This window comes from Amycolatopsis sp. DSM 110486 (assembly GCF_019468465.1).
Classification (GTDB): Bacteria; Actinomycetota; Actinomycetes; order Mycobacteriales; family Pseudonocardiaceae; genus Amycolatopsis.
In genome coordinates this window covers 1810718-1834956 of the sequence record NZ_CP080519.1, presented here as the reverse complement: position 1 = coordinate 1834956, position 24239 = coordinate 1810718, and the positions used below count along the sequence as shown (strand labels likewise).

The window sequence follows — 24239 nt, the reverse complement described above, 5'->3', positions numbered from 1 at the left end:
TCGCCGAGCCTGTCCTACCCTCGGCGGGTGCGTCTCGTGATCGCTCGCTGCCAGGTCGACTACGCCGGCCGCCTCACCGCCCACCTGCCGATGGCCACGCGCCTGCTCCTCGTCAAGTCGGACGGTTCGGTGTCCGTGCACTCGGACGACCGCGCGTACAAGCCCCTGAACTGGATGAGCCCGCCCTGCTGGCTCATCGAGGACGGCAACCTGTGGATCGTCGAGAACAAGCAGGGCGAGAAGCTCGTGATCTCGCTCGACGAGATCTACCACGACCACGAGCAAGAGCTGGGCGCCGAACCGGGCCTGCAGAAGGACGGCGTGGAAGCGCACCTGCAGGAACTGCTCGCCGAGCACATCAAGACCCTCGGCGACGGCTACACCCTCGTGCGCCGCGAGTTCCCCACCGCGATCGGCCCGGTCGACATCATGGCCCGCGACGCGGATGGCAAGTCCGTCGCCGTGGAGATCAAGCGCCGTGGCGAGATCGACGGCGTCGAGCAGCTCACGCGCTACCTCGAACTCCTCAACCGCGACCCGCTCCTGGCCCCCGTGCAGGGCGTCTTCGCCGCGCAGATCATCAAGCCCCAGGCCCGCACCCTCGCGGAAGACCGCGGCATCCGCTGCCTGACCCTGGACTACGACGCCCTGCGCGGCATCGAATCGGACGAGTTCCGCCTGTTCTGAGCCGCCGGCGCAACCCCCGACGACCGTCCTGAGTGGACGATGTGGTGCCTTGTGAGCGCATCTGCGCGTTCGTGAGGTTCCGGTCACCGGTGCCCGAGCCGTCAAGATCACACTCCGCGAACGCCCGCGTTTCCCCAGCTCATCGCCGTGGCGAGAAGGCGTTTTCCAAGATCGCCCGTGTCGGGGTGCCGCTCCGGAATCCATGCAGTACTGTCCGGATCTAACAGGACGCTGGTGTTTCCTGTGGGAAATTGTTGAATTCGGAGGTGGCTCGCGTGGAGGTCCTTGCCGACGCGAACCTGCGGCTCGACGCGAGTGCGATCGACTACATCGAGCTGGCGTTCTATTTCGTGCTGGTGCTGGGCATCGGCTATCTCGCCCGCAAGCAGGTGTCGAGCAGTCTCGACTTCTTCCTCTCCGGGCGCTCGCTCCCGGCGTGGGTGACCGGCCTGGCGTTCATCTCGGCCAACCTCGGCGCGATCGAGGTCATGGGTATGTCCGCCAACGGCGCCGAGTACGGCCTGCCGACGGCGCACTACTTCTGGATCGGCGCGATCCCCGCGATGCTGTTCCTCGGCGTCGTGATGATGCCGTTCTACTACGGCTCCAAGGTGCGCAGCGTTCCCGAGTTCATGCTCCGGCGCTTCGGCCCCGCCGCCCACTGGGTCAACGGCAGCAGCTTCGCGCTCGCGCAGATCCTCATCGCGGGCGCCAACCTGTACCTGCTGGCCAGTGTCGTCAACCTGCTGCTGGGCTGGCCGATCTGGGTCTCGATCATCATCGCGGCCGTCATCGTGCTCACCTACACCGCGCTCGGTGGCCTCTCCGCGGCCATCTACAACGAGGTGCTGCAGTTCTTCGTCATCCTCGCGGCGCTGATCCCGCTCACGATCGTCGCCCTGTACAAGGTCGGCGGCTGGAACGGCCTCATCGAGAAGGTGACCAACAGCCCGGGCGGCGCCGCGCAGACGCACTCGTGGCCTGGCAACCAGCTGACCGGTTTCGGCAGCAACTTCCTGTCCGTGCTGGGTCTCGTGTTCGGCCTCGGGTTCGTGCTCTCGTTCGGTTACTGGACCACGAACTTCGTCGAGGTCCAGCGCGCGATGGCGTCGAAGAGCATGTCGGCCGCGCGGCGCACGCCGATCATCGGCTCGTTCCCGAAGATGTTCATCCCGTTCCTCGTGATCATCCCGGGCATGGTTGCCGCGGTGACCGTGACCGAGCTGCAGGGCGCGAACAAGCAGGCCCTGCTCGACGGCAAACCCGCCCCCAGCGGCGCGACGTTCAACGACGCGCTCCTGCTGCTGATGCGTGACGTGCTGCCCAACGGCATCCTCGGCGTCGCGATCGCGGGGCTGCTCGCGTCATTCATGGCCGGCATGGCGGCGAACCTGAGCTCGTTCAACACCGTGTTCACCTACGACATCTTCCAGACCTACATGGTGAAGAACCGGCCGGACAAGTACTACCTGAACACCGGCCGCGTGGTGACCATGGTCGCGACCGTCCTGGCGATCGGCACGGCGTTCATCGCGTCGACGTACGCGAACCTGATGGACTACCTGCAGACGCTGTTCTCGTTCTTCAACGCGCCGCTGTTCGCCACGTTCATCCTCGGCATGTTCTGGAAGCGGATGAGCAAGGCGGCCGGCTGGTCGGGCCTGGTGTTCGGTACGGCGGCGGCGATCGTGGTGTTCGTGCTCGACAAGACCGACGTCTTTTCCCTGCCCGGGCAGGGCGCCAGCTTCGTGGCCGCGATCGCGGCGTTCGTCGTCGACATCGTGGTGAGCGTGGGCGTCACGTACTTGACGCCGCCCAAGCCGGAGTCGGAGCTGGTGGGCCTGGTCTACTCGCTCACGCCGCGCGATTCGCTCAAGCACGAGACCACCGGCGAAGACGCGGGCTGGTACCGCAAGCCGGTGCTGCTGGCCGGTATCGCCGCAGTCCTCACCCTCGTCCTGAACTTCGTCTTCTAGGAGGACGGCCGCCATGGCAACCGAATCCACACCGCGGGCGCGCAAGGCCGGCGCGTTCGACATCCGCCTGATCATCGCCCTGCTGACCGGCGTGTACGGCATCATCCTCACGGTGATGGGCGCGGCGTTCGAGACCGAGGCCGACCGCGTGAAGTCGTCCGGGGTGAACATCAACCTGTGGGCGGGCATCGCCCTGCTGATTTTCACGGCGTTGTTCATCCTGTGGGCGCGGCTGCGGCCGATCGTCGTGCTGGACCAGACCGAGCAGCCCGACGAGGACGAGACCACCGAACCGCCGGCAGCCGGATAGGCGGGTTGTCCGGACAGCCGGGGCCGGCTGCCGCTACCGTGCTCCGCGTGGCGCGCGATCTCAAACTCGGCCGGCTGTTTCCCCTGGTGGTGGCCGGTGTCCTCGTCCTGACTGCCTGTGGCGGTCCGCAGCTGGGCAAGGAGAACTTCCCCCGGACCACCGTCCCCGCCGCGAGCGGGGACGGTGGCAGCGGGCCGATCACCGATGCCGCGGTCGCGGCGGGTTCCCTGCGCCAGGTGCTGCCGTGCCAGTTCCTCGACAAGGCGTCGCTCTCCGCGCTGGGCACTCCCGAGGGCGAGCCCACGGCGTCGAGCGTCCGGTTCGACGAGTGCAGCGCCAAAGTGCGCGACGCCGGTGGCAAGGAGCTCTCGGTCGACGTGCAGCTCGGCGCGATCGTGCTGTTCGCCTCCGACAAGACCACGGGCCAGGTCGGCGGCCTGCCGCAGGTCGAGGTGCCCGACACCACCGGCGGTTCGTGTGAGGTCAGTGCGCTCACCTCGCGCGATCCGAGCCTCGGCATCGCGTTCGAGATCGATTACCCGGGTGGCGATCCGTGTCGTGCGGGACGAACCTTGCTCGCTCCCGCCGTGGACAAGGTGCACAACTCCCCGCTGAAATACCCGGACGTCAAGGGATCCGTGCTCACAGCCGACGCGTGCGCGGTGCTCGACCAGTCCGCCGTGGACGCAGTGCTGAAGGGCACGAAGGGCGGGGCGACCGGGCTCCACAGCTGCCAATGGGGCGACAGCCCGAACGTCACGGTGATGTTCTTCCCGGCCCTCCCACCGCTGGAGGGCGACGGCTGGCTGAAGGCCGACGTCGGCGGCGCGAACCAGGCGTACGCGAAAAAGGGCACGGCGGGGACGGACTGCAAGGTCGAGTGGCAGCACCGGGCGTGGCAGGGCGACCACGTGGAAGTCGTCCAGGTGGGGTTCACCGACTACGACCTCAAGCCGGGTACCGGCGACCCGTGTGCGACGGCGACCACGCTGGCGAAAAGCGTCGCGGGGAACCTGCCGCGGGCCTGAAGCTTGGCGGTGGGCCGGTGTCGGCGGCTAGGTTGGTGGCATCCACCACGCCGATGTGTCGGAGGTCTGCCATGAAGAAGATCATCAACGATCCGGCGACAGTGGTCGCGGAGTCCTTGAGAGGCCTCGCCGTGGCCCACGCCGACATCCTCCGTGTCCAGGACGATCCGGCCGTCGTGGTGCGGGCCGACGCGCCGGTGCCGAGCAAGGTCGCCGTCATCTCGGGTGGCGGCTCCGGCCACGAACCGCTGCACGGCGGGTTCGTCGGGCGGGGCATGCTCGACGCGGCGGTGCCCGGCGCGGTGTTCACGTCCCCGACGCCGGACGGGGTGCAGGCCGCGGTCGCCGCGACGACCGGGCCGTCCGGTGCGTTGCTGATCGTGAAGAACTACACCGGTGACGTGCTGAACTTCGAGACCGCCGCCGAGCTGGCCGCGGCTGAGGACCTCGACGTGCGCAGCGTCGTGATCGACGACGACGTCGCGGTGAAGGACTCCACGTTCACCGCCGGCCGCCGTGGCGTCGGCGGGACCGTGCTGCTGGAGAAGATCGTGGGCGCCGCCGCGGAGCGGGGCGACTCGCTCGACGCCGTGGAGGCGCTGGCGCGCAAGGTCGTCGGGCAGGTGCGGTCGATCGGGGTGGCGTTGAGCGCTCCGATCGTGCCGCACGTCGGCGAGCCGAGCTTCGACCTGGGACCAGACGAGATCGAGTTCGGCATCGGCATCCACGGCGAGCCGGGCCGCGAGCGCATCCCGGCCGAGCCCGCCGACGCGCTGGTGGCGCGGATGGTCGAGGCCGTGGCGTCGGATCTGCCGTACGAGGCGGGCGACAAGGTGCTGCTGTTCACGAACTCCATGGGTGCCACGCCGTTGCTGGAGCTCTACCTCGCGCACGGCATCGCCGAGCGGCTGCTGGCCGAGCGTGGGATCGTGGTCGAGCGCAGGCTGGTCGGCCCGTACATCACGAGTCTCGAGATGCAGGGGATGAGCCTGACGCTGCTGAAGCTGGACGACGAGCTGACCGAGCTGTGGGACGCGCCCGTGTGGACGTCCGCGCTGCGGTGGGGGATCTGATGGGTTGTTCTTCCGAAGGAGTCGCGGCCGCGCTGCGAGCCGCGGCCGAAGTCGTGGCCGAGCACCGCTCCGAACTGGTGGAGCTAGACCGCGCCATCGGCGACGGCGACCACGGCGAGAACATGAGCCGCGGGTTCACCGCGATCGTGTCCGCCCTGGAGACGGAGGTGCCCGCCACCCCGGCGGGCGTCGCCAAACTGGCGGCCACCACGTTGATCTCGAAGGTCGGCGGCGCGGCGGGTCCGTTGTACGGCACGGCTTTCCTGCGCGCGTCGACGAAACTGGGCGACGCGGCTTCGATCGACGTGCCGCTGCTGGTGGCCGCTCTGCAGGCCGCTTTGGACGGTGTGCAGGCGCGCGGCAAAGCGGTGGGCGGTGACGCGACGATGGTCGACGCGCTCATCCCGGCCGTCTCCGCGGCCGCCGCTTGCCCCGCGGACGCTTCGATCGCGGACGTGCTGACCGCGGCGGCCGACGCGGCCGACCGCGGCGCCGAGTCCACAGTGGACCTGGTGCCTCGCAAGGGCCGGGCTTCGTATCTGGGCGAACGCGCCGTCGGCCACATGGACCCCGGCGCCCGCTCCACGGCGCTGCTGCTGCGCGCGTTCGCGGAGGCCGCCCGGTGACCGTGGGGATCGTGCTCGTCTCGCACAGCGCCAAACTGGCCGAAGGCCTGGCCGACCTGGCCGCCCAAATGGCCCCCGACGTCCGCATCATCCCCGCCGGCGGCCTCCCTGACGACGGCGGCATCGGCACCGACTACGACGAAGTCGTGGCCGCCACCCAACGCGCCGACTCCGGCGACGGCGTGGTGCTGCTCTACGACCTGGGCAGCGCGCAGATGACGGCGGAGCTCGCGGTGGAGTCGCTTTCCGGCGGCCTTGCCGCCGTGGTCGCCGACGGTCCACTGGTGGAGGGCGCCATCGCGGCCGCCGTCGCTGCTCAGGGTGGGGCGGACCGCAAGGCGGTGGCCTCTGCCGCTGCGGGTGCCGGCCTGGCTCCAGACCTCGCCGCAGTGGACTCTCCTGGTGATGCCCAGGAGAAGGAACTCACGCTGACGAACGAGGTCGGCCTCCACGCCCGCCCCGCCGCCGTCCTGGTGCGCAGCCTGGCCTCCCTGGAAGCCGAGGTGACGATCCGCCTGGGCGACCAGGAAGCCGACGCCCACAGCGTCCTGGCCCTCATGTCCCTCGGCGCCCGCCAGGGCGACCACATCGTGGTGCGCGCCCGGGGGCCCGAGGCTTCGGACGCGCTCGCCAAGGTGACCGGTCTGGTGGAGTCGAACTTCGGGGAGTAGCGGCGGCCGGGAAAACACCCCCGCCCTCCCAAGGGGGCGTGCCCATGTCCATTCTATCGGCCCACTCCGACAAATTCGGCGACTGAGCGCCGGATCGCCTCAGTTGTCCACAACTCGGCATGCCTGTGGACAACTGAGGCGATCCGGGCGTTCTCCGCCACCGCCCACTCGTGCATTCCGGCAATTCACAAACCGGAATCCCCTCACGCCGCCAGTGCGATCCCCAGCCAGATCGCCCCGATCACGGCCGCCCCGCACAGCGCCGCGAGCAGCAACATCACCGTGCTGATCTGCCCCGGTTGGCGCGGCAGTCGCATCGGTTGCGTCGGCGGTCCCCAGTAGTCCTGGGAATTCTGTGCGGCCGGTCCGGTCGTGCTCGTCATGGCGCTACCTCCGTCCCTCGACCGGCAAATCCTTTGTGGTCCGGACGTCGGGCCGGCCGCGTTGTCCGTTACCGGAATCGACGACCGGGTTTTTGACCGATTCCCGATCGAAAGGAATCGTCGCGGTCGGTATTCGCGCTGTCCTCCGGAGTTGTCGGTGCTGAGCGATACCCTCGCGCGGTGAACCTCCCCACCGAGTTCAGCGCTCTGATCGAGCGCGCGCGCACCGCGGTGCGCCTCCACCCCGTGGACGGCGAGCCCGCCGTCGGCGAAAGCCATCTCGGCGGCCCCCTGCTGTGGCCCGCGAGTGAGCCGTGGCCGACGTGTCCCGTCACCTGGCCGCCGAAGGCCGAGGCGACCGACGATGGTTGGACCGGCGGGCACCCGGACGACGAGCCGGTGCCCGCGATGGTCGGCGCCGCCCAGTTCTACCGCCGGGACTTCCCGGAGCTGCCGTTCCCCGACGGCACGGATCTCGCGCAGGTGCTGTTGTGCCCGACATTTCACACGAGCAAGCGCCACTACGGCCCCGCCGTGCGCCTGGTCTGGCGGGACTCGAAAACGGGCGGCGAAGTCGCCGAAGCGCCGGAGCCGCCCGAAGAAGCGGACGACATGTTCCTGCCCCAGCCACGCGTCCTCAATCCGTGCCGGCTCGAGGAATTCCCCTACGTTGACGAGTTCCCCCTGGACCGCCGCGTGGAGCTCGGGTTGCCGGCGAGCGGCGATGACGTCGACTACGAGCTCGGCCAGTTCTCGAAAGTCGGCGGCTGGACGGCTTGGTATGCAGGGGATCCGGAAGACCTGAGCTGCCGCGAGTGCGGCGCGCGCCTGCGTCAGGCGATCGCGCTGGCGACGCAGGAGGACGAGGTGCCCTGCGGGTGCGAGCGGAGGGACGACGAGGAAGCCGGCTGGGAGTTCGGCGAGCAGGGCGCGTTGAACATCTTCCTGTGCCCCACCGACCCGCGGCACCCCGTCAAGGTGCGGACGGAGTAGGCGGCAACAGCGGCCCGCCACTCCAGTGCTGGAACACCAGGTTCGTGTGCACGCGCGCGACCTCGTCGCGGGCCGTCAGCTCGTCCAGCACGAGCCGTTGGAGTTCGGCGGCGGAGCTGGTGGCCACGTGGGCGAGGAAGTCGTCCGGGCCCGTGAGGTGGTAGACGGCGCGCACCTCGGGCAGGGCGAGCAGGTCGGACACGAACGGGTCCACCAGCTCGCGCCGGTGGGGCCGGACCTGTACGAACAGGAACGCCTCCAGGGGCCGCCCGAGTTTGGCGGCGTCGACGGAGGCGTGCTGGCCCGTGATCACGCCCGTCGAGCGGAGGCGGGCCACGCGGTCGAGGCAGGTGGACGGCGCGACGCCGACGGCGGCCGCGAGGTCCTTGTTCGACGTCCGCGCATCGTTCTGCAGCACGCGCAGAATCTCAAGGTCCACCGTGCTCAGTTCGACGGAATCGCTCATCCGCGAATGATATCCGAAACCGTTGCGGCAAAATCGCACGATGGCCGACGCTCAACGCCATGACGAACGCGCTGCGCACCCGAGCCGTCCACGCCGGCCGCGACGACCTGACCGACCTGGGCCTGCACGCCGTACCCCTCGATTTCTCGACGACGTACCCGTCCCGCGACAGCGCGGCCGAGGCCCTGCGGATCGACGAGTTCTCGACCGGCGGCGAGGTCTCGGGCATCTACGGCCGCGTCAGCAACCCGACCGTCGAGCGGTTCGAGCGCGCGCTGGCCGAGCTGGAGGGGTTCGACCACGCGGTGGCGTTCGCGAGCGGGATGGCGGCCGTGTCCGCGTGCCTGCTTTCCGCCGCGTCGCAAGGAAAGCGGCACGTCGTGGGCGTCCGGCCGTTGTACGGGTCGACGGATCACCTGCTGACGTCCGGGTTGCTCGGCATCGAGGTCACGTGGGCGGCGCCCGGCGAGGTGGCCGCGGCGCTCAGGCCGGACACGGGCCTGGTCTTCGTCGAGACGCCCGCCAACCCGACGCTGACCGAGCTCGACGTCAAAGCCCTCGTCGACGCGTGCGGCGACGTGCCCGTGCTCGTCGACAACACCTTCGCCACGCCCGTCCTGCAACGCCCCGGCCGCCACGGCGCGCGCCTCGTGCTGCACAGCGCGACGAAGTTCCTCGGCGGCCACGGCGACGTGATGGGTGGCGTCGTTGCGTGTGACGCGGAGGAAGCCGCGCGGCTGCGGGGAATCCGCTTCGCCACGGGCGCCGTGCTGCACCCGCTGGCGGGGTACCTGTTGCTGCGCGGGCTTTCCACGCTCCCGCTGCGCGTGACGGCGGCAAGCGAGACCGCCGCCGTGCTCGCCGAACGCCTTGCGCAGCACGAAGCGGTGACCGCCGTGCACTACCCGACGCTCGGTGGCCCGCTCGTCGCGTTCGAGGTGGCGGGCGATCCGCACGCGCTGATCGCCGCCGTCCGGCTGGTCACGCCGGCGGTGAGTCTCGGCAGCGTCGACACGCTCATCCAGCACCCGGCGTCGCTCACGCACCGGGTCGTCGCCGAGAGCGACCGCGAGGAGGCGGGCATCACCCACGGGCTGATCCGGCTCTCGGCCGGGCTCGAGGACGTCGAGGACCTCTGGCACGACCTCGACCAGGCGCTGAAGGCCTGCTGACCGTCAGCCGCCGCAGCACCCGCCGCCGCAGCAGCCACCCGACGGTGCGGGGCTCGCGGCGGAGCCGGTGAGCGCGACGGTGGTCAGCAGCTTCACGGTGTCGGTGTGCCCCTCGGGACACGGCGCCGGCGCGCCGGACTCGCTCATCGGCCGTTGCAGCTCGAACGTGTCGGTGCAGTCGCGGCAGCGGTAGGCGTAAGTGGGCATGCGTCGATTATCGCTGCCGCGCAGGCGGGTGGGAAGCTGTGTTCGTGGACGTTCCCCAGATCACCGACCTCCCGCACCTCGGCCAGGTCGTCCCCGCGGTGCTGGGCGCGCTCGGCGTGCCGGGCGAGGCGGGTTCGCTGGCGTTGCCGGAGGCGCGCAGTGCGTGCGTGCTGCTCATCGACGGCCTCGGCTGGCAGCTCCTGGCCGAGCACGCGGCCGACGCGCCGGTGCTCACGGAGCTCGCGAAGAGCCCGTTGCGCGTCGGCTTCCCGTCGACGACGGCGGCCGGCGTCGCCGCGATCGGCACCGGCCTGGCGTCGGGGGAGCACGGGATGGTCGGGTACACGTTCGAGGTGCCGGGCACGGGCGTGCTCAACGCCTTGCGCTGGCGCTCCCACGAAGACGGCAGCGACTTGCGCGGCGCCCTCCCGCCTCGCTCGGTCCAGCCGCTTCCGACGACTTTCGAACGCGCTGCCGCGGCGGGCCTCGACGCCGTCGTCGTGTCCTCCGCCCAGTTCTCCGACACGGCCCTGACCCGCGCCACCCAGAGCGGCGCCCGCTACGCCGGCGTCCACGCCCTGGGCGACCTCGCCGCGCGGACGCTGGAGGTGCTCGCGGCACGGTCGTTCTGCTACGCCTACCACAGCGAACTCGACCTGCTCGGCCACCTCTACGGCCCCGGCTCCACCGCCTGGCGTATGCAGCTTCGGCACGTCGACCGCCTTGTCGAGTCCATTGTGGACGGCCTCCCCGCGGGCGCGCTGCTGGCCGTCGTCGCCGACCACGGCATGGTGACCGTGGACGACAAACTCGACCTCGAGGACACCCCGGAGCTGCTGGACGGCGTCCGCGCCTTCGGCGGCGAGGTCCGCGCCCGCCACGTCTACACCGAATCGGGCGCGGCCGCCGATGTCCTGGCGGCCTGGCAGTCCGTCCTCGGCCCGTCCGCCTGGGTCCTGCCCCGCGACGAGGCCATCGCGCAAGGCTGGTTCGGCACCGTGAGCGACCGCGTGCGCCCCCGCATCGGCGACGTCGTCGCCGCGGCCCAGGGCACGTTCGGCATGGTCCGCGGCCTGGCCGAAGCGGTCGAGACGTCCCTGATCGGCCAGCACGGCTCGCTGACGGAGGCTGAGCAACTGGTGCCGCTGGCCCTCGCGCAGGGCTGACGCGGTTCATGGCGTTGGCACTCGGGCAGGGCGATCAGTTGGTACCCGCGGCCCGCGCACGGCTGAGCCGACTCGGTCTGGGTTTGTCGCCGGCGCGGCAAACCTGAGCCTGCCGGGCCGGCCAACCTGATCCGAGCCCCGAAGGCCGCGATCGGGAAACCCGGCAACGTGTTTCCAGCTTCACTTGCCGGCCTGGCATACCCAGCCGGCAACCGCTTGTCGCGCGGAGCGAACCAGTATCGGTCGGTGTGGCTGCGTTCGGCGAGGGCTGCTCGACCGGCACCACGCCAGGCCGGCCAGATCGACCGGGTCTGGCACGCAGCAGACCTGGTCGGGCGATCCACATGGTGTGCATCTCGCCGCGAGGCTTGGTGATCAAGCCGCCCGGGCCGAGGACCACTTCGGCGTCGTCGGAGCGGAAGCCGATCTGGCCGGACCAGATCCAGCGGTGTGGCTCGCATCAGCCGGCCGCGGTCAGGCCGGAGCGGCAAGGTGGACCACGCTCTGCAGCCCACCGATCCCGCCGGTTAACGTGTTTCCCGTGCCCCGACACAATCGCCCCGGCAGAGACCGGCATGGTCGTGACGAGCAGCCCGACCTCGGCGCGGCCAGCGGCTGGGCACACGCCGAGTCCGGCCCCGACGGCGAGTGGCTGGTGCGCACCGTGCCCGGCTCGCACGCGACCAAGACGTACCGCTGCCCCGGCTGCGACCACGAGATCCGGCCCGGCACGCCCCACGTCGTCGTGTGGCCCGCCGACGAAACCGGTTCCGTCGCCGACCGCCGCCACTGGCACCGCACCTGCTGGGACGCCCGTGCCCGGCGGCGCCCGAACCGGCGCTGGTAGCCCGAAACCGCAACGGGTGACGGCCGGGGAACCGGTGCCGGAACCCTCTAAGACCTCGAAGCACACCGAAGCTCACCGGCGGAAATGTCGCGAAACCGCCCCCTCGTACACCTCCTCCTCGAACTGCGTGAACCCCAGCCGCTCCACCACCCGCAGCGATGGCGCGTTGGTCGAGTTCACGCTGATCAGCACCGGAATCTCCGGCAGCTCCCGCTCAGCCCACTCCACGGCGGCGCTCGCCGCCTCCACGGCGTACCCCCGGCCCCACGCCGACGGCGCGAAGCGGTACGCCAGGTTCAGCACCCGCTCGCCCCGGAACAGCCGCAGCCGCACCCCCGTCAGGCCCAGCACCTCGGCCCCGCCCTGCTCCCGCACGGCGCAGTACCCGAACCCGTGCTCGGCCCAGTGGGCGAGCCACGAGTCGAACAGCAGGTCGCCGGTCGGGGTGTCCGGTGGGTCCGGGTTGAAGCGGTGCGTCGCCGGGTCCGTCTGGATGGCGACGACGGCGGCGCGGTCCTCCTCGGTGAACGGGTGCAGCACGAGCCGCGAGGTCTCGATCTTCCTGGGCATCTCCCTCAGCACACCCGGCACGCTAGCGGCGGGGTCCGACAGAATCGCCGTCATGACCGAACTGCCGCTCCTCCTGCTGCACGCCTTCCCCCTCGACGCCCGCATGTGGGACCCCGTCCGCGCGCCCCTGGCCGAGCGCCTGCGGCTGATCACGCCGGACCAGCGCGGCCTGGGCCGCAGCCCGCTGCCGGAGACCGACCGCGAGCCGAGCCTCGACGACGCCGCGCGCGACGTCCTCGCGCTGCTCGACCGGCTGGAACTCGACGAAGTGGTGCTCGGCGGCTGTTCCATGGGCGGTTATCTCGCCCTCGCGGCGCTGAAAGCAGCCCCCGAGCGCGTCGCGGGGCTCGTGCTCATCGACACCAAAGCCACGCCCGACTCGCCCGAAGCGGCCGAGAACCGCCTCAAGGTCGCCGAGCGCGCCGAGGCCGAGGGCGTCCAGGGTTGGCTCGCCGACGCGAACCTGCCGAACCTCCTGCACAACCAGGAACCCGCCGAACGCGTACGCGAGCTCATCGACGCGCAGCCGCCTGCCGGGGTCGCGTGGGCGGCACGCGCGATGCGCAACCGGCCCGATTCGCTGGACGTGCTGCGCAAGTCCGACGTGCCCGCGCTCGTCATCGTCGGCGAGGAGGACAAGCTCACCCCCGTCGAGGAAGCCGGCAAGATGATCGACGCCCTCGACGAGGCCAGGCTCGTCGTCCTGCCCGGCGCCGGGCACCTCACGCCGCTCGAAGACCCGGCGGGCGTCGTCGAAGCGATCCTCGGCTGGTTCGCCTAGAAGTAGTCCGCCAGCGCCGCCCGCGCTTCGCCGAGCCGCGCGGGCCAGCGCAGCGCGAGCAAATACCGCCACACCACCACGAACAGCTCGCGCAACCGCAGACACGCCTCGACGGAAGCCGAATCCACCGCGTCCGGATAAGCCGCCAGGAACGACGGTCCGCCCTGTTTCGCCAGGATCGCGAGGTCCCAGGCAAGCGGTCCGCGCCAGGTGTCCTCGAAATCGAGCCAGCACGGCCCTTCCGCGGTCGCGATGACGTTGCCCGGGTGCGCATCGCCGTGCAGGGCCTGGATCCGGTCCGCCGGCAGCGCTTCCGCGAGCCGCAACGCCTCGGCGCGCAGGGAATCCGCGGCACCGTCCATCGTGGCGCCGTGCCGGTCGAGCGCGCCCAGCAGCTCGTCGACGGGCCCGCGCACGGGAAGTTCACCCGGATAGGCAAGCAGTGCCGCGTGGACGGTCGCGAGTGAACTCGCGACTTCTCCCGGCGTGTGCCGATGGTCCGGATCGTGCGGCGTCCAGTGCCAGAGCGTCACCGGCAGCCCGTCGGCGAAATGGGGCCCGGCCGGGGGATCCGTGGTGGGTGAGACGACGAGCACACCACTCTGCGTGAGGTGCCGCGAAACGGCGACGTCGCGCTCGAGCCAGGCCGTCGCGTCGGGCCGCAGCAAGCGTGTCGTCCCGGGCACCCTCGCGACGACGGAACCCAGTCTCACCAGCACGTTCGAGCGTTCGTGGAGGACCTCGGCCGACCCCGTCGCGAGGCCGAGGCGGCGGGCCGCCGAGAGGGCCGCGTGGAGCGCGGAAGCCGTGTACGGGTCGGCCATGCGGTGATCTAACCAGCCGGTGCGAGCGACGGTGGGTAGCGAGGGCTACCATCCCTCTAGCCGTCGGATCGGGCCTGTCCCGACCCGCGGCGACCCGGACGATGACCACCACAAGGTTTCAGTGTTGGAGGCAGGAGTGACGGCCGTAGCCCCCAAGCCGATCGCAACGCGCCCATACCCCGCGCGCGAGACGGTTAAGGGTTCGTACCTGCTGCGGTTGTTCCGCACGACGGACCACAAGCAGATCGGCATCATGTACCTGGTCACCTCGTTCGCCTTCTTCATGGCGGGCGGAGCGATGGCCATGCTGATCCGCACGGAGCTGGCCCGCCCGGGCCAGCAGTTCCTGTCGCAGGAGCAGTACAACCAGCTCTTCACCATGCACGGCACAGTGATGCTGCTGCTGTACGCGACCCCGATCCTCTTCGGGTTCGCCAACTTCGTGCTGCCGCTGCAGATCGGTTCGCCCGACGTCGCGTTCCCGCGGCTCAACGCGTTCTCGTACTGGCTCTACCTCTTCGGTGGGCTGATCGTCCTTTCCGGATTCCTGACGCCGGGTGGCGCCGCCGACTTCGGCTGGTTCGCCTACACCCCGCTGTCGGACGCGATCCACTCGCCGGGCGTCGGCGCCGACCTCTGGATCTCCGGCCTGATCGTCTCCGGTCTGGGCACGATCCTCGGTGCGGTCAACATGGTCACCACCGTGGTCTGCCTGCGCGCCCCGGGTATGACGATGTACCGGATGCCCATCTTCACCTGGAACATCCTGGTCACCAGCATCCTGATCCTGCTCGCGTTCCCGATCCTGACCGCGGCCCTGTTCGGCCTGCTGGCGGACCGGCATCTAGGAGCGCACGTCTTCGACCCGGCCAACGGCGGGGTGATCCTCTGGCAACACCTGTTCTGGTTCTTCGGTCACCCAGAGGTGTATATCGTCGCCCTACCGTTCTTCGGGATCGTGTCGGAGATCTTCCCGGTCTTCAGCCGCAAGCCGGTGTTCGGTTACAAGGGCCTGGTCTTCGCGACGCTGGCGATCGCGGCCCTGTCCGTGGCGGTGTGGGCGCACCACATGTACGCCACCGGCGCCGTGCTGCTGCCGTTCTTCTCCTTCATGACCTTCCTGATCGCGGTCCCGACCGGGGTGAAGTTCTTCAACTGGATCGGCACGATGTGGAAGGGCCAGCTGTCCTTCGAGACGCCGATGATCTTCTCGATGGGCTTCATCGTCACGTTCCTCTTCGGTGGCCTGACCGGCATCCTGCTGGCCGCGCCGGCCATCGACTTCCACGTGTCGGACAGCTACTTCGTGGTGGCGCACTTCCACTACGTCCTCTACGGCACGATCGTGTTCGCCACCTTCGCCGGCATCTACTTCTGGTTCCCGAAGATCACGGGCCGGATGATGGACGAGAAGCTCGGCAAGTGGCACTTCTGGACGACGTTCATCGGCTTCCACGGCACGTTCCTGGTCCAGCACTGGCTCGGCGCCGAGGGCATGCCCCGCCGCTACGCCGACTATCTGGCCAGCGACGGGTTCACCACGCTGAACACGATCTCCACGATCGGCGCGTACATCCTCGGTGCGTCCACGCTGCCGTTCATCTGGAACGTGTTCAAGAGCTACCGCTACGGCGAGATCGTCACGGTCGACGACCCCTGGGGCTACGGCAACTCCCTCGAATGGGCCACGTCGTGTCCGCCGCCGCGGCACAACTTCACCGAGCTGCCGCGCATCCGCTCCGAGCGCCCGGCGTTCGAGCTGCACTACCCGCACATGGTGGAGCGCATGCACGCCGAAGGTGAGATCGGCTTCTTCGGCAAGCCGCGCCACCAGGCCGCGCCGTCGCAGAAGCTGGTCGACGCGACCATGCCGGGCGACCACGGCAAGGACAACTCGGGCGAGCAGTAAAAGCCCGTTTGATCATCAGGGCGCGTGCCCGGCTTGTGTGAAGCCGGGCACGCGCCCTTTTTGCGCTCGGTCATCCGCGCCAGACTGAGCGTGCTCGCACAGCGCCGAACGAGGGATAGAGCCCAGTGACCCAGACGCCCGTCCTGATCACCACGACCGGTCCCGACAAGCCCGGTGTCTCCTCCGTGTTGTTCGCCGTGCTCACTCGCCACGACGTCGACGTGCTCGACGTCGAGCAGGTCGTGATCCGCGGACAGCTCGTGCTGGGGGTTCTCGCCGGCGTCTACCGCGACCCGGAGGGCCTGCAGGAGTCCGTGGAGCAGGCGATGGCGACCGTCGGCATGCAGGTGGAGGTGAAGATCGGCGACGAGATCGGCGCCGACCCGTTCGCCCTCGGCAAGCAGGACTCGTCCCACGTGCTGGTGATGCTGGGCCGTCCGGTGACGGCGCGGTCGTTCTCCGAGGTCGCGGCGCGGCTGGCCGCCCTCGGCGCGAACATCGACTCGATCCGCAGCGTCGCCGACTACCCGGTGACCGGGCTGGAGCTGTACGTCTCGGTCCGCGAAGACACCGAGGCCGCCGACGCCGAGCTGCGGTCGGCGCTGGCCGACGCCGCCTCGACGGCTGCCGTGGACGTTGCGGTGGAGCGCGCGGGCATCAGCCGGCGCGCGAAGCGGCTGGTGGTGTTCGACGTCGACTCCACGCTGGTGCAGGGCGAAGTCATCGAGATGCTCGGCGCGCACGCCGGCGTCGAGGCGCAGGTTCGCGAGATCACCGAAGCCGCCATGCGCGGCGAGCTGAACTTCACCGAGTCGCTCGAACAGCGCGTCTCGCTGCTGGCCGGGCTGCCCGCGACGGTGCTCGACGAGGTCGCGGCCTCGATCGAGCTCACGCCAGGCGCGCGCACGACCGTGCGCACGCTCAAGCGCATGGGCTTCCGCTGCGGCGTGGTCTCGGGTGGGTTCACGCAGGTCATCGACCACCTCGTGGACGAACTCGGCCTCGACTTCGCGGCGGCCAACGAGCTGGAGATCGTCGACGGCAAGCTCACCGGCCGCGTAGTCGGCGAGGTCGTGGACCGCGCGGGCAAGGCGAAGGCGCTTCGCCGCTTTGCCGAGGACTACGGCATCCCGCTGGGCCAGTGCGTCGCCGTCGGCGACGGGGCGAACGACATCGACATGCTGGCGGCGGCCGGCATGGGCGTGGCGTTCAACGCGAAGCCCGCGCTGCGCGAGGTCGCGGACACCGCGCTTTCGCACCCCTACCTGGACGCGGTGCTGTTCGTCCTGGGCGTCACGCGCGCCGAGGTCGAGGCGGCCGACGCCGCCGACGGGCTGGAGCTGGTCAGGCCGTGAACCACGTGCTGGAGCCGCTGGGCAGCCGCTACGCCTACTGGCTCGGGTTGCCCGCGGAGGACACGTCCGACACCTCGGACGAGGACCCGGCCCAGGTGCGCGCGATGCCGGTCATCCTGCGCATCGAACGCGCTGAGCCGCCCGGACGCACGCCCCTGCTCGAGGCGGCCGCCGCCGCGGCGCTGGCCGTGTGCCTCGACGAACGCTCCGAGCCCGGCGGCGAATGGGCCGAGCCGATGCACGCGTGGCTGGACAACCGCATCCGCAAGGTCGCGCGGCGAGCCCGGGGCACGCACTGGCAGGCCGTGCTCGACCTGCCGGGCATCACCGTCGAGGTCGACGGCGCCGAGGTACGGGCGCTCGTGCCCGGACTGGTCAGCGAGACGCCGAAGGAGGTGTCGCGCCTGCAGATCTCCGGCAGTGAGCTGCCGCCCGACACCCCGGGTCCGGCACCCGAGGGCGTGCCGCTGCTGCTGCTCAACCCGGAGGTGCCGATGACCGTCGGCAAGGCCTCCGCGCAGGTCGGGCACGGGACGATGATCCTGGCCTCCCTGCTGTCGGAAGCCGAGCTGGCGGCGTGGGCGGCGCAGGACTACCGCGTGGCCGTGCGGACGCCGTCGCCCGCGCGGTGGAAGGAACTGTGCCCCGTGGACGACCCCGAGGCCGGCTGGCGCGAGGACCGCGTGATCGCCGTCCGGGACGCGGGGTTCACCGAGGTCGATCCCGGCACGATCACGGTGCTGGCGCAGTACCCGGCGTGAGTGCGGTGCGTCTCGACGCGGAACACCGGTGTGCCGCTTGCGGTTTTGATCAGTAGACGACGTCGTGAGGAGCGGGCGATGACCCTGGAAGTGCAGCGCGAAGGCGAGCACCAGTTCGTGGGACGCAACGAGCGCGGCGCGGAGGTGCGAATCGGGCGCAAGGGCGCGGAAGGCTCGTTCTCGCCGGCCGAACTGCTGCAGATCGCGACCGCGGGCTGCTCCGCCGTGACCGCGGAGAACCTGATCACGCGCCGCATCGGCGAGGACTCGAAGTTCCGCGTCGGCGTCACGGCTGATCGCCGCGAAGGTGCTTCGGAGCTCGACGGCGTGCACGTGACTTTCGACGTCGACGTGTCTTCGCTCGACGCGGAACAGCGCGAAGCCCTCGCAACCGCGGTGGACCGCGCGATCGACCGCCTGTGCACCGTGAGCCGGACGCTGAAGAAAGCCATCCCCGTCACGGAGTCCTTCCCGACCGCCTGACGCAGCAAGAGCCGAGGCCCCACGCGAGGGCCTCGGCTCTGCTCTGTGCTGGAAAGTCAGCTCTGCCAGACCACGTACGCCTGGTCGGCGTCCGTGGTCATGGCCTCGATGAACTTCTCGTTGTCGAAGCCGGGCAGCGACTGGAGGCGCTCGATGAGGGCGTCGGCCGCCGGGTCTCCACTGGGGACGGCCGTGCCCCTGCCGTCGTTGCCGACGAGCATGAAGAACACGTCCTCGTTCCACGGGCCGTCCGGGATCACTCTGACCATCACGGACGAGAGCTCCGCCCACTGGACGGCCTCTTCGCTGCCATCGGCGAGACGGCGCCGCACCCCGGTGTCGTCGACACTGACGGTCCGGGATCGTGCGCTGGACGAATCCTGGGTCAACCGGTGCTCCCTGTCGTGTTCGTTCTCTTCACCGTACCCGCCCGGGTTGTGCGCGCCGTCACGCGGGCGCCGCCGCGTCGAGCCGCTTCAGCGCGTCGCGTGCGACCTGGGGATCCGTGGTGGGCCAGAAGGGCGGCAGCGACGCGCGCACGAAACCGCCGTACCGCGCGGTTGCCAGGCGCGAGTCCAGCACCGCGACCACACCGCGGTCGGTCATCGAGCGGTGCAGCCGACCCGTGCCCTGCGCGAGCAGCAGCGCCGCGTGCGTGGCCGCGACCGTGAGGAACCCGTTGCCACCACGAGCTTCCACGGCTCGCTGGCGTGCCGACAGCACCGGGTCGTCGGGGCGCGGGAACGGGATCCGGTCCACCACCACGAGCTGCAGCGACGGCCCCGGCACGTCGACGCCCTGCCACAGCGTGAGCGTGCCGAACAAGCACGTACGCGGCTCGTCGGTGAACTGGCGCACCAGCGTGGGCATCGAGTCGTCGCCCTGGCACAGGATCGGGTAGTCGAGCCGCTCGCGCATCGCTTCGGCGGCCTGCTTGGCCGCGCGCATCGAGGAGAACAACCCCAGCGTGCGCCCGCCCGCGGCCTCGACCAATCCGGCGAGTTCGTCCATTGTGGACTCCGCCAGCCCGTCGCGGCCCGGCGGCGGCAGGTGCTTGGCGAGGTAGAGGATCCCGTTGCGCCGGTGGTCGAAGGGCGAGCCGACGTCGAGGCCCGTCCACTTCGGTCCCTTGTCCTCGTCGGCCGGCGCTTCCTTGTCCGTGGCCGTACCGGGCGCCTTCGTGACGCGCGCGCCGCCCGGCGGCAGGCCCCACTGCCGCGCCATGGTGTCGAACTCGCCGCCCAGGGTCAGCGTCGCCGAGGTGAGCACAGTGGTGTTGAGGTTGAACACGCGCTCGCGCAGCAGCCCCGCGACGCCCAGTGGTGCCACCTTCAACGCCGGCGGCCTCGGGTTCGCCGAGTAGCGGTCGCCCGTGAGCCACACGACGTCACGCTGGTGCGCCAGATCCTCGTCGTACGCGTCGAGCAGGCGCGCCGCGGTGTCGTGCACCTCTTCGAGCAGCGAGCGCGCCAGCTTGCGCGCGGTGGCCCCGTCGACGTCTTCCTTGCGGTCTGAACCCAGCGCCGTCAGGCAGGCCTTCGCCGCGTCGCGCACCGCGGGGATCGCGCCGTTCAGCGCCTGCGGCAGCGTATCCAGCCGTCCGGCCGGGAGATCGTCGAGGATCAGCGCGAGGCCGTCGCTCGCTTCCAGCAGGCGGTCGGCCACGTCGGCGTCGATCAGCCGCCCGCAGCGGCGCGCGGCCGCGGACACCATGGCGCTGGTCAGCTCGCCCGTGGCGACGGACGTGACGCGGTCGACCAGGTCGTGGGCCTCGTCGATGATCACGAGGTCGTGGTCGGGCAGCACCTGGTAGCCCTGCAACGCGTCGATGGCGAGCAGCGCGTGGTTGGTCACGACCACATCCGCGCGCCCGGCCTCGGCCCGCGCGCGTTCGGCGAAGCAGTCGGTGCCGATCGGGCAGCGTGCCGCGCCGAGACATTCCCTGGCGGTCACGGAAACCTGGCGCCACGCCTGGTCGGAGACACCCGGCACGAGCTCGTCGCGGTCACCGGTCTCGGTGTCCGAAGACCACTCGTGCAGCCGCGTGACCTCCTTGCCCAGCCGGGAAACGGCGAACGGGTCGAACAGCTGCGCGTCTTCGGGCTCGTCGGGCGCGCCCGTGTCGAGCCGGTGCAGGCACAGGTAGTTGCGGCGGCCCTTGAGGATCGCGAAGGTCGGTTCGCGGCCCAGCGGCTTCTTCAGCGCCTTCGCCAGGCGCGGCAGGTCGCGGTCCACGAGCTGGCGCTGCAGCGCGATCGTGGCCGTGGAGACCACGACGGTGGCTTCCTTCTCCACCGCGTGGCGGATCGCGGGCACCAGGTACGCCAGCGACTTCCCGGTTCCCGTACCCGCTTGCACGGCGAGGTGTTCACCGGTGCGGATGGCGTGGCCGACGGCGTCGGCCATCTTCACCTGGCCCGGCCGCTCGGCTCCGCCCACGGACTCCACAGCATGGGTGAGGAGTTCGAGGACGCCGGGGAAATCACTTCGAGCGGGCACAGCGATACACGATAGCCGCCGGGGCCGACAGGTTTGGCGCTCCGGCACGAACGGGCCGCTCGTGCCGGAGCGCCGCGCACTCAGTCTTCCTTGTGCAGGCGCGCCACCGCGGCCCACGCGAGCGGCAGGACACCCGCCGCGACCACGATCTTCAGCGCGTCGCCGATCAGGAACGGCACCACGCCCTTGGCGAACGCCGTCGAGAAGTCGAAGCCGGCGGCGGCCATCAGCCACGGCACGCCGAACGCGTAGATCACGACGTTGCCGAGCACCATGGTCCCCACCGTGCGCAGCGGAGTGCGGTCACCACCGCGGCGGGCGAGCGCGCCCACGAGCGCACCGGCGAAAACGAACCCGACGACGTACCCGGCCGAAGCGCCGGACAGCCCCGACGTCGCGCCCTGGAACCACGGCACGCCGGCCGCGCCGACGAGCAGGTACAGCAGCATCGAGGCGGCGCCGCGGCGCATGCCGAGCGAGGCGCCCACGAGCAGCGCGGCGAACGTCTGGCCGGTCATCGGCACCGGGCTGCCCGGGACGGGGATGACCAGCTGCGCGGCCACGCCGGTGAGCAGGGCGCCGCCGGCGACCAGCGTCAGGTCGCGCACCAGGGCGCCGGGCACGAGGTCGGCCAGCACCTGGCGGCGGCCGGTGAGGGACAGCGACGACACGGAGACCTCCCACGATCGAAAACGGACGTTCGAGGAGGTTAACGCTCGTTACCCCGGGTTTCCCCGACAAGTTGCGTTCCTCACCACACCACTCGTCCGGGTGGTGTAGGGGTTGTGACGTTTCGTGGGGGTGCCCTGCTGCCGAGGATGCAACCACAGGTCGAAGGGAGCACGGGTGATGCGCGGACGGGTCTTGGTCACGGCGACGGCACTGCTGGGCGCGGCCGCCGCGGGGCTACCGGCCCCGGCGCTCGCCGACGGCCCCACCTCCACCGGCTGGGGCTCGTCGGGCAGCGTCGACGTCCTGGTCGACAACCAGCACGTGGTCACCGGCGACCTCGCCCGCTGCGACGCCGACGGTCCCACCACCGCGCGCACCAGCGGCGGCGACACCGGCGACGTCGCGGTGTTCGGCCTCGGCGCCACCACGTGCGGCCGCAACGGCGCCGTGGCCACCGTGGCGACGGGTGGTCAGCGGTTCGAGGCCGACGTGCTCAAGCGCTTCGGCGGCCCGGCGATCACCGTCCGCACCTACTCCGCGGGCTGCTCGACCACCAAGAACGGCAGCAGCGGCACGGTCTCGATCGGCGAGGTCGGCGGGTTCACCGTGCCGTCGTCGATCCCCGCGAACTACCGCGTGCTGATTCCCGGCGGTGAGGCGGGCACGGCGCTGGCGGCGGTCACGATCAACGAGACCGTGACCCCGCAGCCCGCCGACGGCAGCCTCGTGACGCACGCCGTGCACATCCAGCTGTTCCCGCAGGGCGGCCCGGCCAGCGGTGACATCTACCTCGGCACCGCTGCCTGCAACCCGTTCGGCAAGGGCGGCGCGCCGCAGCCGCCTGCCTGAACGCGCTGAGCGTCCACTCAGGACGCGGCGGGCACCACCGCGGTGCCGGAGTAGGTGACACCGGCTTTGTCGAAGTCGGCCAGCGTCGCGTCCACGGTCGGCTGCGAACCGCCGACGGTGAGGTCCAGCAGCACCTTCACGCCGAACCCGGCCTGCGCGGCGTCCAGCGCCGTGGCGCGCACGCAGAAGTCCGTGGCGATGCCGACGACCTCGACCTCGGTCACGTCGTTGGCGCGCAGCCACTCCTCGAGCGACCGGCCGTCGCCGGACTTGCCCTCGAAGCCGGAGTACGCCGCGGTGTACTCGCCCTTCGAGAACACGGCCGTGATCGGCACGACGTCGAGCGACGGGTGGAACGACGCGCCCGCGGTGCCCGCGACGCAGTGGCGCGGCCAGCTCGTGGAGAAGTTCGGCGTGTCGCTGAAGTGGTCGCCCGGGTCGACGTGGTGGTCGCGGGTGGCGACCACGTGGTCGTAGCCCCCTTCGGCGGCCTGGCGCGAAATGGCCTCCGCGGCGGCCGCGCCGCCGGGCAGGCCCAGCGAGCCGCCCTCGCAGAAATCGTTCTGCACGTCCACCACGATCAGCGCGGTTCCCATTTCTCGGCTCCCTCTACAGAAACGTCGTCGGTATCGCGGGCTCGCCGTGCGAGAGCTTGAGCCCTTCCCACGGCAGGCTGATCTGTGCGCGCCGCAACCGGGCCCGCGCGTCGTCCAGCGTGGGCAGATCATCCACCGCGCGGCCGCCGCGCACCAGGGGGATCTGCAGGTCAAGATCGTGTTCCTCGGGCTTCGGGCGGCCCGATGCCTCCGTCCACACGACCTCTTCCACGGCCGTGCCGGTGGAGCGGTGCCGCCGCAGCGAGTGCTTGCGCCCGCCGCGGGATTCCTTGTGCGCGCTGCGTTTCGCAACGGGCCGGCCGTCGACCTCCACCAGCTTGTAGACCATGCCGGCGGTCGGCGCGCCCGAGCCGGTGACCACAGAGGTGCCCACGCCGTACGCGTCCACCGGCTCCGCGCGCAGCGCCGCGATGGCGTGTTCGTCGAGGTCGCCGGACACGACGATGCGGGTGTCCTTCGCGCCGAGGGAGTCGAGCTGGTCACGAGCCTTGCGCGCGAGCGGGCCGACGTCGCCCGAGTCGATCCGGATCGCGCCGAGCTCGGACCCGGCCACGCGGACGGCGGTCTCGATGCCGGCGGTGATGTCGTAGGTGTCCACGAGCAGGGTCGTGTCCGGGCCCATCTTGTCCACCTGCGCGCGGAACGCCTGCTCCTCGCTGTCGTGCAGCAGCATGAAGGCGTGGGCGACGGTGCCGCGCGTGGGAATGCCGTAGCGGCGCCCGGCCTCGAGGTTCGACGTGGTCGCGAAGCCCGCGATGTACGCGGCGCGCGCGGCGGCGACGGCGGCGTACTCGTGGGTGCGCCGCCCGCCCATCTCGATGATCGGGCGCCCGTGCGCGGCGCCGGCCATGCGGGCGGCGGCGGAGGCTATGGCGCTGTCGTGGTTGAGGATCGACAGCGCCAGCGTCTCCAGCACCACGGCCTCGGCGAACGTGCCGCTCACGGTGAGGATCGGCGAGCCCGGGAAGTACAGCTCACCCTCGGGATAGCCCTCGATGTCGCCGGAGAACTCGTAGCCGGCCAGCCACGACAGCGTCGCGTCGTCGACCACCGCCGTCTGCTCCAGCACGGTCAGCTCAGCGTCGGTGAACCGGAAGTCGGCGATCGCGTCGAGGACGCGCGCGGTTCCGGCGACGACGCCGTAGCGCCGCCCGTCGGGCAGCCGGCGCGCGAAGACCTCGAACACGCAGGGCCGCTCCGCGGTCCCGTCGGCCAGCGCGCTGCCCAGCATGGTCAGCTCGTAGTGGTCGGTGAGCAGCGCCGTGCTGGCGCTGGTTACCGGCTCGGGTGCACCCATGGGGCCAGCCTATTCAC

27 protein-coding genes are annotated in these 24239 nt (G+C 70.7%); 17 read left to right on the top strand and 10 right to left on the bottom strand.

The genetic code is table 11. From position 1 onward, the window contains the following. Positions 1–27 precede the first annotated feature (27 nt). The 7 genes from nucS to dhaM all read left to right on the top strand — a co-directional run bounded on the left by nucS (position 28) and on the right by dhaM (position 6371). The gene (gene nucS / locus K1T34_RS08805; protein WP_220243791.1) at positions 28–687 is read left to right on the top strand and encodes an endonuclease NucS; all 660 of its coding nucleotides are present in this window, start codon (positions 28–30) and stop codon (positions 685–687) included. A gap of 275 nt (positions 688–962) precedes the next feature. Then, positions 963–2663 carry a sodium:solute symporter family protein gene (locus K1T34_RS08800; protein ID WP_220243790.1) on the top strand — a complete coding sequence of 567 codons (1701 nt, stop codon included), beginning with the start codon at positions 963–965 and terminating at the stop codon, positions 2661–2663. A 13-nt stretch (positions 2664–2676) separates the two neighbouring features. Continuing rightward, entirely contained in the window at positions 2677–2973 is a 297-nt protein-coding gene (locus K1T34_RS08795) for a hypothetical protein (protein ID WP_220243789.1), read from the top strand. A gap of 47 nt (positions 2974–3020) precedes the next feature. Beyond that, positions 3021–4001 carry a DUF3558 domain-containing protein gene (locus tag K1T34_RS08790; protein WP_255638405.1) on the top strand — a complete coding sequence of 327 codons (981 nt, stop codon included), beginning with the start codon at positions 3021–3023 and terminating at the stop codon, positions 3999–4001. Between the two features lie 71 nt (positions 4002–4072). Continuing rightward, positions 4073–5074 (top strand): dihydroxyacetone kinase subunit DhaK, encoded by a 1002-nt coding sequence (dhaK, locus tag K1T34_RS08785; protein ID WP_220243788.1) that lies wholly within the window; start codon positions 4073–4075, stop codon positions 5072–5074. Further along, entirely contained in the window at positions 5074–5700 is a 627-nt protein-coding gene (dhaL, locus tag K1T34_RS08780; RefSeq protein WP_220243787.1) for a dihydroxyacetone kinase subunit DhaL, read from the top strand. Before dhaK ends, dhaL begins: the two co-directional genes overlap by 1 nt. Then, the gene (dhaM, locus tag K1T34_RS08775; protein WP_220243786.1) at positions 5697–6371 is read left to right on the top strand and encodes a dihydroxyacetone kinase phosphoryl donor subunit DhaM; all 675 of its coding nucleotides are present in this window, start codon (positions 5697–5699) and stop codon (positions 6369–6371) included. Before dhaL ends, dhaM begins: the two co-directional genes overlap by 4 nt. 203 nt (positions 6372–6574) lie before the next feature. Here the strand turns inward: dhaM and K1T34_RS08770 are convergent, their stop codons facing one another. Continuing rightward, positions 6575–6754 (bottom strand): hypothetical protein, encoded by a 180-nt coding sequence (locus tag K1T34_RS08770; protein WP_220243785.1) that lies wholly within the window; start codon positions 6752–6754, stop codon positions 6575–6577. A 180-nt stretch (positions 6755–6934) separates the two neighbouring features. On the opposite strand from K1T34_RS08770, the gene K1T34_RS08765 reads away from it, so the two are divergent. Then, positions 6935–7747: a hypothetical protein gene (locus tag K1T34_RS08765; RefSeq protein ID WP_220243784.1), complete on the top strand. Its 813-nt coding sequence runs from the start codon at positions 6935–6937 to the stop codon at positions 7745–7747. On the opposite strand, the gene K1T34_RS08760 is transcribed toward K1T34_RS08765, so the two are convergent. Further along, complete coding sequence (locus K1T34_RS08760; protein WP_220243783.1) at positions 7728–8213, bottom strand: Lrp/AsnC family transcriptional regulator; 486 nt, start codon at positions 8211–8213, stop codon at positions 7728–7730. The genes K1T34_RS08765 and K1T34_RS08760 overlap by 20 nt on opposite strands. Before the next feature lie 59 nt (positions 8214–8272). Here K1T34_RS08760 and K1T34_RS08755 point away from each other — a divergent pair, with 59 nt between their 5' ends. Next, positions 8273–9385, top strand: coding sequence for a PLP-dependent aspartate aminotransferase family protein (locus K1T34_RS08755; RefSeq protein ID WP_220243782.1), 1113 nt, complete (start codon positions 8273–8275; stop codon positions 9383–9385). A gap of 3 nt (positions 9386–9388) precedes the next feature. On the opposite strand, the gene K1T34_RS08750 is transcribed toward K1T34_RS08755, so the two are convergent. Further along, a complete protein-coding gene (locus K1T34_RS08750; protein WP_220243781.1) occupies positions 9389–9592 on the bottom strand; it encodes a zinc ribbon domain-containing protein in 204 nt (67 codons plus the stop codon). 44 nt (positions 9593–9636) lie between these two features. On the opposite strand from K1T34_RS08750, the gene K1T34_RS08745 reads away from it, so the two are divergent. Both K1T34_RS08745 and K1T34_RS08740 read left to right on the top strand, forming a co-directional pair. Beyond that, positions 9637–10758 carry an alkaline phosphatase family protein gene (locus K1T34_RS08745; RefSeq protein WP_220243780.1) on the top strand — a complete coding sequence of 374 codons (1122 nt, stop codon included), beginning with the start codon at positions 9637–9639 and terminating at the stop codon, positions 10756–10758. Positions 10759–11299: 541 nt separating this feature from the next. Continuing rightward, positions 11300–11605: a hypothetical protein gene (locus K1T34_RS08740; RefSeq protein ID WP_220243779.1), complete on the top strand. Its 306-nt coding sequence runs from the start codon at positions 11300–11302 to the stop codon at positions 11603–11605. A 72-nt stretch (positions 11606–11677) separates the two neighbouring features. Here K1T34_RS08740 and K1T34_RS08735 read toward each other — a convergent pair whose 3' ends face one another. Further along, entirely contained in the window at positions 11678–12229 is a 552-nt protein-coding gene (locus K1T34_RS08735) for a GNAT family N-acetyltransferase (protein ID WP_220243778.1), read from the bottom strand. Here K1T34_RS08735 and K1T34_RS08730 point away from each other — a divergent pair. Continuing rightward, positions 12228–12956, top strand: coding sequence for an alpha/beta fold hydrolase (locus K1T34_RS08730; RefSeq protein ID WP_220243777.1), 729 nt, complete (start codon positions 12228–12230; stop codon positions 12954–12956). The two genes, K1T34_RS08735 and K1T34_RS08730, sit on opposite strands and share 2 nt — an antisense overlap. Here K1T34_RS08730 and K1T34_RS08725 read toward each other — a convergent pair. After that, positions 12953–13780, bottom strand: coding sequence for a phosphotransferase (locus K1T34_RS08725; RefSeq protein WP_220243776.1), 828 nt, complete (start codon positions 13778–13780; stop codon positions 12953–12955). The two genes, K1T34_RS08730 and K1T34_RS08725, sit on opposite strands and share 4 nt — an antisense overlap. 136 nt (positions 13781–13916) lie before the next feature. Here K1T34_RS08725 and ctaD point away from each other — a divergent pair, with 136 nt between their 5' ends. The 4 genes from ctaD (at position 13917) to K1T34_RS08705 (ending at position 18288) form a co-directional block, all read left to right on the top strand. Further along, positions 13917–15689 carry a cytochrome c oxidase subunit I gene (gene ctaD / locus K1T34_RS08720; protein WP_220243775.1) on the top strand — a complete coding sequence of 591 codons (1773 nt, stop codon included), beginning with the start codon at positions 13917–13919 and terminating at the stop codon, positions 15687–15689. 125 nt (positions 15690–15814) lie between these two features. Then, on the top strand, positions 15815–17044 hold the full coding sequence (gene serB / locus K1T34_RS08715) for a phosphoserine phosphatase SerB (RefSeq protein WP_220243774.1): 1230 nt from the start codon (positions 15815–15817) through the stop codon (positions 17042–17044). Continuing rightward, complete coding sequence (locus tag K1T34_RS08710) at positions 17041–17805, top strand: peptidyl-tRNA hydrolase (protein ID WP_220243773.1); 765 nt, start codon at positions 17041–17043, stop codon at positions 17803–17805. The genes serB and K1T34_RS08710 overlap by 4 nt, the downstream gene beginning before the upstream one ends. Before the next feature lie 78 nt (positions 17806–17883). Next, positions 17884–18288, top strand: coding sequence for an OsmC family protein (locus K1T34_RS08705; protein ID WP_220243772.1), 405 nt, complete (start codon positions 17884–17886; stop codon positions 18286–18288). Between the two features lie 56 nt (positions 18289–18344). Here K1T34_RS08705 and K1T34_RS08700 read toward each other — a convergent pair whose 3' ends face one another. From K1T34_RS08700 to K1T34_RS08690, 3 genes are all read right to left on the bottom strand, one after another. After that, the gene (locus tag K1T34_RS08700; protein WP_220243771.1) at positions 18345–18677 is read right to left on the bottom strand and encodes a hypothetical protein; all 333 of its coding nucleotides are present in this window, start codon (positions 18675–18677) and stop codon (positions 18345–18347) included. Between the two features lie 58 nt (positions 18678–18735). Then, on the bottom strand, positions 18736–20787 hold the full coding sequence (locus K1T34_RS08695; protein WP_220243770.1) for an ATP-dependent DNA helicase: 2052 nt from the start codon (positions 20785–20787) through the stop codon (positions 18736–18738). 80 nt (positions 20788–20867) lie between these two features. Then, positions 20868–21458, bottom strand: coding sequence for a biotin transporter BioY (locus K1T34_RS08690; protein WP_220243769.1), 591 nt, complete (start codon positions 21456–21458; stop codon positions 20868–20870). 178 nt (positions 21459–21636) lie between these two features. Here K1T34_RS08690 and K1T34_RS08685 point away from each other — a divergent pair, with 178 nt between their 5' ends. Then, positions 21637–22308, top strand: coding sequence for a hypothetical protein (locus K1T34_RS08685; protein WP_220243768.1), 672 nt, complete (start codon positions 21637–21639; stop codon positions 22306–22308). 17 nt (positions 22309–22325) lie between these two features. Here the strand turns inward: K1T34_RS08685 and K1T34_RS08680 are convergent, their stop codons facing one another. Then, positions 22326–22904: an isochorismatase family protein gene (locus K1T34_RS08680; protein WP_220243767.1), complete on the bottom strand. Its 579-nt coding sequence runs from the start codon at positions 22902–22904 to the stop codon at positions 22326–22328. Between the two features lie 13 nt (positions 22905–22917). After that, the gene (locus K1T34_RS08675; RefSeq protein WP_220243766.1) at positions 22918–24222 is read right to left on the bottom strand and encodes a nicotinate phosphoribosyltransferase; all 1305 of its coding nucleotides are present in this window, start codon (positions 24220–24222) and stop codon (positions 22918–22920) included. Positions 24223–24239 lie beyond the last annotated feature (17 nt).